The following is a 12,290-nucleotide window of genomic DNA, read 5'->3' on the forward strand; positions in this document are numbered from 1 at the left end:
GATAGAAAAGTTTGAATATAATTGGAATGTATTTACTTTAGAAGGGAGAGAAAGTAGTAGATTCCTAGTCTTTTTTGGAAAAATATTGAGGAGGTTGTCAATTGAACTGGAAAAAAGGGTTAGTGGTATTCTTCGTGTTTCTGCTAGCCTTTTCGAACTCCGCTTTTGCAGCTACGGGTGATTTAAAAGGAAAAGGGCATCCTGAAGGAGCCAGCCCAGAGCAAAAAGTGAAAGTGACGAAAGGTGATCTGCAGGACATATCAGAAGAAAAAGCGTATAAGCCGAATGAAGAAGTTCGTGTGATTGTTGAATTGAAAGACAAGCCTGTAATATATTCAGCCCAGAGCTTAGGAAAAAGCTACAGTGAACTATCCGAATCCAACAAGGAGAAATTGCGTAAGGCTGCTTTGGACGCCCAAAGCAAAGTGAAAAAATCCATGGAGAATAACTCAGTTCGAATGGATTACAAAGAAAGCTTTACGACAGTTTTCAACGGATTCAGCGGTACGGTTCGATATGAAGAAGTAAAAATGATCGAAAACCTGCCGAACGTCGGGAAAGTACATATTACAAATGAATATGAGCGTCCGACAGAAGATCCTGAAATGCTTTATAGTAAAGAGCTTGTCAATGCGCAAAAGACTTGGCAGGACTACGGCTATAAAGGGGAAGGAATGACGGTTGCAGTCATTGACACCGGAATCGATCCAGATCATAAAGATATGATTCTGAGTGATGAGACGGAACCTGAACTGAGTAAGGAAGAAGTCGGTACGCTTATAGAAGAGAACAATTTACAAGGCAAATATTACACAGAGAAAGTTCCTTATGCCTATAACTATTCAGATGAAAACGATACGGTATTAGACTTAGGACCGGATGCCAGCGAGCATGGAATGCACGTCTCCGGTACAGTCGGTGCAAACGGAGATGAAGAGAATGGCGGAATTAAAGGGGTAGCACCAGAAGCCCAGCTTCTAGGAATGAAAGTTTTTGGTAACGACCCGGAAATGCCGTCCACTTATGGAGACATCTATATTAAAGCTTTAGATGATGCGATTCAGCTTGGTGCGGATGTCATCAATATGAGTCTTGGCTCCACTGCAAGTTTTGTAAATGAAGAAGACCCAGAACAGCAAGCGATCGCTAATGCCGTGGATAACGGGGTTATGATGTCCATTTCTGCAGGGAATTCCGCGAAACTCGGCGATGGCTGGGGAGGTACTGGGGACACTTTTGCTTCGAATCCAGATACTGGAGTAGTCGGAGCGCCAGGATTGACACCAGAATCCTTGCAGGTTGCTTCATTTGAAAATGAATACTTGATGCTTAGTGCATTCGACACGAAAATCGGTGGAGAAGCAGGCGATCCAATTGCTTTCTTATCCGCAAGTGATGTGGAACCTACTACACTAGAAGGCTACCAAGATGTCGTTTACGCTGGCTTAGGGAGAACACCAGGGGATTCGGAGACAAATCCAGAAGCGAACGACTTTGAAGGCGTGGATGTAGAAGGCAAGATTGCCTTGATTTCCCGCGGAGAGTCTACATTCGTTTCTAAAACATTAAATGCCCAGGAACGTGGTGCTGTTGGAGTCATCATCTTTAACAATGTGGCTGGTTACATCAGCATGGCTTCCAGCTCAGATATTAAAGTTCCTCAGTTGGCCATTACAAAAGATGAAGGGATTATGCTGAGAGATGTCTTGCAAAATGGTCAATCCGTCGAAATTGCGTTTAAGGGCAATGAAATTAAAGCGAAAAACCCAGAAAGCGGCAAGATGTCCAACTTCACCTCATGGGGAGTAACGCCTAACCTTGATTTCAAACCTGAAATTACAGCTCCGGGCGGAAATATTTTATCAACCCTTCAAGATAATGAATACGGCATGATGAGCGGAACGTCTATGGCTGCCCCTCACGTATCCGGAGGTTCCGCGCTTGTGATGCAGCGTGTAGATGAAGAGTTCAATACAAATGGTTCAGACCGAGTTGAAATGACGAAGAATCTTCTAATGAACACGTCTGTCCCTCAAAAGGATAAAGGGTTGTACAATAATTACTTTAAGACAGACTTTCTTTACTCTCCTCGTCGCATGGGTGCAGGTCTAATGGACCTTTACGCTGCGATGGAAACACCAGTCGTTGCAACAAATAAAGAAACTGGGATCGGTAAAGTCGCTCTAAAAGAAATGGACCAGCAAGAAACGTTCACGGTTGAGCTTGAAAACGTCAGTGACGAGAATGCGGTTTACAACGTGGATGGTACCGTCCAAACGGATTTAATTATTCAACAAGAGGATGGTTCCCTATTAAATTACGGTGAAACACAAGGGATCTTTAAAGAAGGAACAATTTCCAATGAAGGAGCGAATTTAGGGGAGTATCCGATAGAGGTCACTTCTTCTAATGGAAGTAAAGTCGGCGACAACTACCAGGTGATCGTCCCTGCGAATTCTTCAGTTGAAGTTGAAGTTTCCATTGATTTATCCAATACAGTAGATTGGTATTACAATGTTTCACCTGAGCAGTTGTTTGAAAACGGGCACTTTGTAGAAGGATTTGTAACGTTCGAAGATCCGAACGATTCAAACCCTGCTCTAAACGTTCCGTATGTTGGTTTCCATGGCGATTGGGATGATGCTCCAGTCGTAGATGGTACGATTTATGAGGAGGAACAGCCATCGTTTTATAATCAAACAGCTCTATTAACGATGAGCGGTCAAATCCTTGGAGTTGATCCATTCCTGGGAGAAGAGGATGCTCTTGTTGGAGAAGAAGAGCATATCGGATTCTCACCGAATGGCGACGAATCTTTCGATGAGACCTTCCCGAATTTATCTTTCTTGCGTAACGCGAAGGAAGTAGAATTCAATGTATTAGATGAAGATGGAAATGAATTACGCACGATCCGCACGCTGGATGAAGTACGTAAGAATTACTTTGACGGCGGAGCTGCTGCGCCAAGTGATGCTTACATTCAAGCTGCATGGGACGGTAAAGTTGACGGAAAAGTCGTGGAAGATGGTCAATATTACTACGAAATCAAATCTGTCATCGACTATCCTGAGGCAGAATGGCAGTCTAAGAAAATCCCTGTCCAAGTGGATACGGAAACACCTGCACTAGAAGTTGATTATAATGCTGAAACAGGTGAATTAACGTGGGATGCTTTTGATGAAGGGGTTGGCCTGTCTCATTTCGACATCGTTGTAAATGGCGAAAGTGTGCTTGAAAAACCTCTTAAGCCGGATGTGGATTCTTACACATTTGAAAAGCTAGAGGGCGTCAAAAATGCTAAAGTTGTTGCCCATGACTTTGCGGGTAACGCAACGACAGCATCTGCGTTTCAAGGCGAAGATGATACAATTCCTGCTGTTACTGCGTTAACTCCTGAAGCATTAAGCACAACGAATGAAAAAGAAGTCCAAGTCATTGGCTATGTCCAAGACGATTCTAAAGTAGAAAAACTAACCATCAATGGTAAAGAAGCGAAGCTGAACTGGGACGAAGAGGAAAAACGTTACAACTTCAGCGAAACTCTTAACTACAAGAAGGATGGAGTTAAGGAAATCGAATTCTACGCTGTTGATGATCAAGGCAATGACATTTCGTTCAAACGTAAATTCATGATCGATTCTACAAGTCCTGAACTTGAAATCGAAGGTCCTCATACAACAAAAGAGGATACAGCGACACTTGAGATTTCCATGCAGGACAACTGGGATGATCTTCGTTTATTCGTCAATGGCAGTGAAGAATACAAACACGTCTTTAAAGAGCCATTTGAAATGAGATCGATCAGCAAAACGATCGAACATGACTTACAGCTTGAAGATGGACGTAACACGTTCGAATTCGAGCTTACCGACTTCGGCGGAAATACGACGACGAAGATGATTACCATCTACAAATCGGATGAAGGTCCTAAAGACTTTGATGATGTCTCCGATGGTTTCTGGGGTAAAGAAGCGATTGAGAAATTAAATGTCGCGGGTGTAATCAATGGTTACCCGAACGGAAACTTTGGAGTGAACGATCAAATCATCCGTGCTGATGCAGCAGCGATGATTGTACGTGCGTTCGACTTAGACACGGATAATCCGAAAGATCCTGGGTTCACAGATGTCGAAGAGGGCGACTACATGTATGAAGAAATCGCAGCGATTGCAGAAGCTGGCATCATGAATGGTTCACCTGATGGAAGTTTTGATCCGAAAGCGAACCTGAAACGTTCAGAAATGGCCAAGATTGTCGTAGAGGCTTACGACTTGAAAGGCAACACTTCTAAACGCTTCAAAGATGTACCGCTTTACCACTGGGCACAAGATTATATCAATACGTTGGCTGCGAACAAGATCACCATCGGTTATCCAGATGGTACGTTCAAGCCGGACAACAATACGACGCGTGCTGAGTTCGCAATGTTCTTAGCTCGTGCCGAAGACGATCGCTTCAAACAAGAATAATTAACGAAGCGTCAATCTATGAATCAGTGAAAAGCTGAGGTTCGTGTATCCCACACGACCTCAGCTTTTTTGTTTTTAATATTGTTTATGTAAGTGTTTAAATCTATTCGATTCAACAGCAGCCTTGTGGAAGACGTGATCTAGAGATCATTTGGTAGGAATGTTTCCGTTATGACTGATGGGCGAAGGAGCTCCGGGAAATGGCTCGCTTTCCGTGGGCATGCGCTGAGCCTCCTCGAGCTAACGCTCTCCGGTGTCTCACCTATCATGCTCATCCCACAGGAGTCTCGCCATTTCCCGGAGCTCCTTACGTTATTAACAGAAACGGAAACACTTTGATTTTATGATAACCAAAACGATAAATAGATATCTTATCAGAGAAAAGAAACTTCTTCTGACTTAGGCAAATATATCAGAAATCATAATGTATGCTACTTTCTGGCTTAAGCATACTTAGATATCAAATGGGTCCATGTACCACATTTAGAAGGTTTGGCTGGGAAACGGCGAGACCCCACAAGTAGCAAAGTGACTGAGGAGGCTTGCCAGTTCCCGCCCAGGAAAGTGTTCAAATGCGAATCGCCCTGGTAGACACGACTCGCATAAGCAGATCACCAAAAGGAATGGGCTATTTCAATCCGTTGATGATCTGCTTATGACGCGAGTGTCTGGGCGATGGAGCTAGGCGAGTCGTCTTCCAGCCAAACCTATACCTGATCATGTAACGGACCTAAGATAATCTACTAAATAAACAAATAGATAAAGAAAGATAATCAATTCGCAAGAGTCTTTTGGTATATTTATCTAAAAATATTACTTTTTCATTATGAATATTGCAAAAATGTTTCAATCTTTTTGCCTATTTTTGCTATAATGTCGAAATTATACCTTCTATTTACTCAAGAATACTCATATAATGTCGATGGTAGTAATATAACGAACACTTAGAAAGGAAGATGGAACTACATTATGATTAGGAAGATTACGACTTTGTTGTTTGCCACTGTTTTTTTGTTGCTGGCATCTTTTCTTCCAACGAACGTCGCTCATGCGGATTCGTTAAACGATATTCCGAGCAGATCTTCAGATGAAATCAATTATCTGATGTATCAGGACGTCATTACCGGTTATCCTGATGGAACCTACAGACCAAGCAACTCTGTGAATAGACAGGAAGCCGCTACAATGGTTGGACGCGCTTTAGATTTGAATGGGACGAAACGGAGCACGAGCTTCCCGGATGTACACGCCTCGTCTTACGCTTCAGGTTACATACAATCGGCTTACGAGAAGAACATCATCACCGGTTACCCGGACCGTACTTACAAACCTCGTAACGAAATCACCCGAGGGGAAATGGCATACTTAATCTCAAAAGCTTTTCATTTAAATGAAACAAGCGGAAATCAATACAGTGATGTACCGAATAGCGGTGCTCTATCTACAGCGATTGATAAAGTATCAACAGCTGGAATCGCCAATGGCTATCCTGATGGTTCATATAAACCGAATAAGTCAATTACTAGGGAGGAATTCGCGTTGCTTGTCGCGCGTGGAATGAACCCAGAGTATAAAGTCGATGGAGACGACCTTCAAGTGATCGGTGAAAAAGTTGTTTCTACAGGAATTTTGAATGTACGTTCTGGTCCGAGTACAGGCTACTCTAAAGTCGGTCGATTGACAGAAGGTACGGTCATTAAGGTTTATAAAAAAGTCGGCGACTGGTGGCAGTTTGCTTACAACGGCGGATCAGCTTACGTACACGGAGCTTACGTAACGGACAAGCCAACGAACGATGGAGGAAAATATACGATTTCGATTGATGCCGGTCATGGTGATCATGACGGTGGCGCTACTGCGAATGGATTACTAGAAAAAGAAGTCAACCTGGACGTTGCTAAACGCGTTCGCGATTACTTAAGTAATTCAAATATCAATGTAGTTATGACTCGCGACGATGATAGTTTCCTAGAATTAGATGAACGAGTGGACTATGCGGTCGATCACGGTGCAGATACGTTTGTTAGCATCCACTCCAACTCTTATCCGAATGAAAGTGTAAGCGGAGTAGAGACATTCTATTCTTCTGCCTCTCTTAGCGGGAGAGCTTATGACAGCTACAAGCTTGCACACTTTATCCAAAATCGTGTTGTCGAAGCGATGAATTCAAATGACCGTGGAGTGAAAGACGTTCCTTACCGCGTCATTCATGCCACACCACTTCCATCAGCCCTAGTAGAATTAGGATTTCTAACGAACGATTCCGATGCTTACAAGCTTGGATCTAGTTGGTATCGAGATCAAGCGGCAAAAGCTATTTACTTAGGAGTCATAGATTACTATAATTGGAAGTATTAACATGTAAAAAGCGGACAATTTGTCCGCTTTTTAATTTATCTATAGGAGATGAAGTCATTTGAAAAAGTACATCGGACATCTGTTACTCATTGTTCTCTTAGGACTGATCGCTTCCCCGCAGGTCGCAAGCGCGGATGAAACGTCGGAGCGGGTGATCATCGGCTTTGAGAATGAGATCGACACCACGATTTTGGAAGATCTATCACACCAACTCATCCATACCTATGAACCAATCGATGCGATATCTGTTTCAGTAGAGAAAGATGTGCTTGAAGAGCTTAGAGTGAATCCGAAGGTCAAATGGGTAGAAAAAGATCGAAGAGTAAAAGCAACCAGACAGGTCAGAAACTGGGGATTTGATGCGACGAATACGAATGCATCAAGAGACCTGCAAATCAATGGAGATGGCACAAAGGTCGCTGTCATTGACACTGGCATTAACCGTGATCATCCAGACCTTGACGTGGCAGGCGGTGCGAATTTTGTAGGAGACGGCTCCTCCTATGAAGATGATAACGGCCATGGCACCCATGTCGCAGGAGTGATTAATGCGCAAAACAACTCCTACGGAACGCTTGGCGTTGCACCAGCAGCTAAGCTTTACGCTGTTAAGTCGTTGGACAGTGATGGTATAGGGAATGAAGCTGACGTCATCGCAGGAATCCAGTGGGCGATTGAAAAAGATGTCGATATTATTAACTTGAGCCTAACATCGCCTTATTCCTCCACAGCATTGAAAAAAATGATTGATCGGGCCCATGATAAAGGAATTTTCGTTGTAGCTGCATCCGGAAATGATAAAACAGGAGATGGCCAGCTCACGGAGGATGTCATGTATCCTGGCCGTTATGATAACGTCATCAGTGTAGGGGCCGTAACCGAGGATTTAAAGAAAGCTAAATTCTCGTATCAAGGGAAATCCCTGGACTTTGTCGCTCCAGGTTCCCAGATTTACAGTACTTATATAGAAAAGAACGATAGCGAATATGCGTACTTAAGCGGAACATCAATGGCTTCTCCTTATGTGGCAGGGGCGCTGGCCTTATATAAACAAATCTATCCGGACCTTTCGTTTGAAGAACTAGAGGATGTTCTGATGAACAATGCAGAAGACTTAGGGAGACCAGGCAGAGACGATGTTTATGGTGACGGCCTTGTACAGTCGCCAGCAAGTTACTTTACAGACGTAGAGGACGAAGACTGGTTCTTAAATTACGTGAATGATTTAACTCGTAAAGGGTGGATCCAAGGGTATCCGGATTATACCTTCCGTCCACAAAATAAGATTACAAGACAAGAAGTGGTTACGCTTATCGGCCGTTCGCTTGATTTAGATGGTACGAAACGCAGCACGGACTATTCTGACGTGAACCAGTACCATTATGGTTCAGGTTTCATTGATTCAGCTACAGACAAAGGAATTATTGAAGGCTTTAGAGACGGTACCTTCCGCCCGGATGAATCCATTCGCCGCGGAGATGTCGCGTTAATCATCTATCGTGCGTTTGATATTCCAACATCAAATGAGCACTTCTTTGCAGATGTAAATCCGGATCGTTATTACTCAGAAGCGATCCATTCATTGGCGAAGCAAGGAATCATTAACGGTTACAATGGTACGGAATTCAGACCAGAGCAACCGATCACGCGTGCTGAATTTGCTACGATTCTATCAAAAACAATTAATCCAGAGTTAAGATCATAAAAAGAAAGCCCCGGAGAAAAGAATCTCCGGGGCTTTGTAATGTTAAGAGAAGGTATAATAAGGACCCGCTAAAGTTGGTTCTATATTGAAATAAGGTTGGTCATCAAAAGCTTTTGAGTTAAAAATAAAACTGATGGATCAGACCTATTTACATAGAGTATGATTGGAGTAGCAACGAGATGTGTAAATGGATAGAGAAATAAAAAGGGACTTCGATAAAAAACGAAGTCCTTCATTTATTTTCTCAGCTCGACTTTAATTCGAATACTGATTGATTAAACCTGCTGAAATAGCTTTGGCTACCCTATTTGCATAACCTTCGCTTTGTATGGCAGCTAAGTCTGAAGAGGTTGAAAGGAAACCTAATTCTAGTAGTACAGAATTCTCTATGTTTTCCCTTAGTACATGATAGTTCCCAAATTGAATCCCATCATTTTGAAGAGAAACGTTTTGGGATAGATGTTGTTGAATACTAGTAGCGAGGGCCTTGCCAGCATCATGATAGTAATATGTACTAATGCCTTCTGCATAAGGTGTACTCGAAGAATTATAATGAACACTGATAAAGGCATCGGTGTAGTAAGAACGAGTAATTTGAACGCGATCCTGTAAAGAAAGGTATCGATCCGTTTCACGTGTCATGATAACCGTAGCCCCAGCCTTACGGAGCCTTTGAGCGATACGGTTTGTGGTCTTAAGGGTGGGATGCTTTTCTAATAAGCCGTTCATTCCAACAGCACCTGGATCATAACCCCCATGGCCCGCGTCCAGCACAACGTTAACCCCTTTTAACGGGGAGTCAGAAGAAGGGGGAGCGGATGTATTCGTAGATGAGTTATTTACTAACCAACCGGCAATCCATCCCACTTTTCCTGAATTTAGTCGAACTTTTAACCACTTGCCTTCTGTGGCGATCTTCTCTAAAGAGTCACCGGAAAAACTACTTCCAATAATTACGTGGTCTATACTTGGCCCGGAACGAATAAACGCACTCTCAACATTCACAAAAGCTTCTTTTGCAGAAGTAGAGAAATCATTGGTCTTAGAAAGATATTGGGAAGCTACCCAGCCATTCACTCCTGAATAATTAACATGGGCCCATCCATTCCTTACTTTGTCTACTTTTACGACCATTTGTTCCGAAAGGGAGCCGATGATGGATGATTGAAGATTGGGCTCACTCCTTACATTTAGGGAATTCACGCCTACGCGATAGCTTTCCTTCTCATGGGCAGCTACAATAGTTGATGTGGATAAAAAGATGAACATGAATATAAATGGAATCGATAATTGAATAAACCGACGGCTTGTGACTCGAGAAATTTTAAAAAACATAAAGACCTCCTCATTGGATAGTTGCAGCTGTAAGATCTATAAAATCGGTACTAAAACCGTTATTTGGTCGTCTGCTTTGTTTTAAGGTGATTGTCTTGGTATATTTTGCTCCTGATATAAGCCCTCAATCTTTGAGGAGGGGGTGTGATAATCAGAGAGGATATTTAGGTGGAGAAGGTCCCTCACTTTCATAGTACTGATGTAAAGTACTCAGGAGGGCTATTGGGTCATGATCGTTTAACCATAGCCTCACATAGAAATAAAACGGAACAGCAGGAGCAGGAACCTCATCTTCCAAAATAGTCTCAGAAGAAATTCCATAAGTATAGTAAACAAAAACTTTTCCCAATTGTTCCAAGTGTTCATCGGTTAAGCATTTCTTCATGGATTTCCCTCTCCTTATGTTAGGTGAGTTATTTGGAATTAAGTAGCGAAATATCCATTATTCGACAATATATCCTTTATCATATGACAGTATCCAATTGGTGTAAATAGGAGTAAAACACCGGAACCAACTTCCCCTATTAGACTAATATTGCCAATTATTAACTGATTACTAGGCTATAAATTCCAGGTAACTATAAATGACTTTATCACAGCCAATCCTTGGTTAGGATAGATGTGTTTAGTTAAGTTATTATTAACTTATTTATATCAGCAATCTTTTATTTTCAGCTGAAGGGGGGAGTCAATAAGAACCGTTACCAAAAAAAGGACTAGTTTTAGCTATTACCCAAACCTTCAGCAGTGGAAATATTTTTGAAAAAGTAAATGTAGAGATAACTATTAATGTGACAATCAAAGAAACTGGGGTCATTTCATAATGAGGAAATATCAGCCTATGAGGTACATAACATCACTCATCAAGATATGTAATTCCAGGTCTCAACGCTTCATAAAGCAGAGAGGAATGAAGGCTATTGGGGTTTTATGTCTATCCTTAATAAATGACTAATCGAATAAAATAAAATACAGAAAAGAGTCCTGTACGTAAGAATGGTACAGGACTCTTTACATTATTCTATTCTAGCACTTAGGAAAAGCGCACGCACCGATGATGATCAGCAAAATAAACAGCACGACGATTAAAATGAACGTATCGTATCCACGAGCCGGAGCACAATAACTAGGCATCATAGGGTAGTGAGCCATAGGAGCTACATTAGGAGCAACATTAGCTGGTGCATTCATATTAGGCATAGCATTTAAGTTAGCATACATGTGATGTCATCCTTTCGTAATTGTGTATTCATCCCTATATAGTACTCGCCTACTCTCAAAGATGAGCCCGTCAACATGAAAAATGGGTTGGTGTCATGGGTACCAGCCTGAACTCCGCACCTCTCTCTGTTACTGGTTTAAGTACTGTCTTAAATAGATAAGGTAATGAGCCCGGCATAGAGAATTCTTATTGTGGTGAATCACCGGTTGAGTGTAGCGTCCGGATTGGAGAGTAGAAGAGTTTCCTAATTGACTGAACACAGGTCGCGTTACTAAATTCGTTAAATAAGCCGATTTATCACTGTCAGGTTTTCGCTTCCTATTCAATGTTTCAATCATTTCATCCGCATTCTTAATGACGAAGCCATGCCCGAAAAACTGATCATTCCCCAAAACGACTGCATTGACACCTCTGAACCATGGTGTGGTGGGGCTGAAGTCTGGATTATTGAAGTAGATAATGTCACCAGGTAAAAAGTGATCCCCATAGAACGTGTGAATTTTAAGGTCATCATCAGTATGCCAGCTGTATAAGTAAAGATTTTGAAAATAAGTATTAAAAAAAGTCTTTCCCATACTTTTAATCGTGGCATGGTAAAGGACAATTACGCATGCTGTGGCACATTCAAAGGCATAGAGGGCACCGTTTTGGTAGATATCCAGAATCGCATCAGCGGGATTCACATTGGCTTTCAATAGAAATCCGCCAGCATTTGTCTTTTCCCAGTATTGATCATTGCACCTAGATCGCAAAAAAGAAGAAAAAATGGCTTCGCTGGCTTTCATTTCTCTTGCACTATCAATGATGTTCTTTCGGAATTTGATTTCAAAATAAAGCCCCCGACCGGAAGGATACGAATAAAGACCAGGAGCGTCTTGAAGACTTTGAAAAATCATTTTTTCTGTTTCATTAAGGTCCCACGATGCGGGTAATGGAAAAGGTCTCCCTGATACTTGTATCATATGATTCCTCTTTTCAAGGTTTACTTTGTACCTATCGTATTCGACCGGGAGGATAAAAATGTTTTTTAAAAGCGGGGGGTTCATCCTTAAGCATGGCTTGACTCACTAATGAAACGTGCTGGCTATTCATTCGTATAGAAAGGTAACAAGCATGGAGGAGGGGATCACAAGTGGGTGTAGGTTCCTGGATTGCGTTGTTCTTTGTAATTTTTATTGCCATTGGCGGGTTTAAAAAGGTG

At 42.1% G+C, this 12,290-nt stretch carries 7 protein-coding genes; 3 read left to right on the plus strand and 4 right to left on the minus strand.

Features of this window, described 5'->3' with window-relative positions:
• Positions 1–101: 101 nt before the first annotated feature.
• From HM131_RS05000 to HM131_RS05010, 3 genes are all read left to right on the plus strand, one after another.
• Positions 102–4,469: a S8 family serine peptidase gene (locus HM131_RS05000; protein WP_085028560.1), complete on the plus strand. Its 4,368-nt coding sequence runs from the start codon at positions 102–104 to the stop codon at positions 4,467–4,469.
• A gap of 969 nt (positions 4,470–5,438) precedes the next feature.
• Positions 5,439–6,827, plus strand: a complete 1,389-nt coding sequence (locus HM131_RS05005) for an N-acetylmuramoyl-L-alanine amidase (protein ID WP_085028563.1) — start codon at positions 5,439–5,441, stop codon at positions 6,825–6,827.
• Positions 6,828–6,885: 58 nt separating this feature from the next.
• Positions 6,886–8,532, plus strand: a complete 1,647-nt coding sequence (locus HM131_RS05010) for a S8 family peptidase (protein ID WP_085028565.1) — start codon at positions 6,886–6,888, stop codon at positions 8,530–8,532.
• Between the two features lie 255 nt (positions 8,533–8,787).
• Here HM131_RS05010 and HM131_RS05015 read toward each other — a convergent pair whose 3' ends face one another.
• From HM131_RS05015 to HM131_RS05030, 4 genes are all read right to left on the minus strand, one after another.
• The gene (locus tag HM131_RS05015; protein ID WP_085028567.1) at positions 8,788–9,867 is read right to left on the minus strand and encodes an N-acetylmuramoyl-L-alanine amidase family protein; all 1,080 of its coding nucleotides are present in this window, start codon (positions 9,865–9,867) and stop codon (positions 8,788–8,790) included.
• Positions 9,868–10,018: 151 nt separating this feature from the next.
• Positions 10,019–10,252, minus strand: a complete 234-nt coding sequence (locus tag HM131_RS05020) for a hypothetical protein (RefSeq protein WP_085028569.1) — start codon at positions 10,250–10,252, stop codon at positions 10,019–10,021.
• 641 nt (positions 10,253–10,893) lie between these two features.
• Positions 10,894–11,088 carry a YjcZ family sporulation protein gene (locus HM131_RS21035; protein ID WP_085028571.1) on the minus strand — a complete coding sequence of 65 codons (195 nt, stop codon included), beginning with the start codon at positions 11,086–11,088 and terminating at the stop codon, positions 10,894–10,896.
• Between the two features lie 129 nt (positions 11,089–11,217).
• Complete coding sequence (locus HM131_RS05030) at positions 11,218–12,051, minus strand: protein-glutamine gamma-glutamyltransferase (protein WP_085028573.1); 834 nt, start codon at positions 12,049–12,051, stop codon at positions 11,218–11,220.
• Positions 12,052–12,290 lie beyond the last annotated feature (239 nt).

The organism is Halobacillus mangrovi (assembly GCF_002097535.1).
GTDB classification, from domain to species: Bacteria; Bacillota; Bacilli; order Bacillales; family Halobacillaceae; genus Halobacillus; species Halobacillus mangrovi_A.

What these genes read in the sequence shown, in the direction of transcription:
- HM131_RS05020 (WP_085028569.1), bottom strand. Translation starts at nt 10,252, where the DNA reads ATGAAGAAATGCTTAACCGATGAACACTTGGAACAATTGGGAAAAGTT.
- HM131_RS05015 (WP_085028567.1), bottom strand. Translation starts at nt 9,867, where the DNA reads ATGTTTTTTAAAATTTCTCGAGTCACAAGCCGTCGGTTTATTCAATTA.
- HM131_RS05030 (WP_085028573.1), bottom strand. Translation starts at nt 12,051, where the DNA reads ATGATACAAGTATCAGGGAGACCTTTTCCATTACCCGCATCGTGGGAC.
- HM131_RS21035 (WP_085028571.1), bottom strand. Translation starts at nt 11,088, where the DNA reads ATGTATGCTAACTTAAATGCTATGCCTAATATGAATGCACCAGCTAAT.
- HM131_RS05005 (WP_085028563.1), top strand. Translation starts at nt 5,439, where the DNA reads ATGATTAGGAAGATTACGACTTTGTTGTTTGCCACTGTTTTTTTGTTG.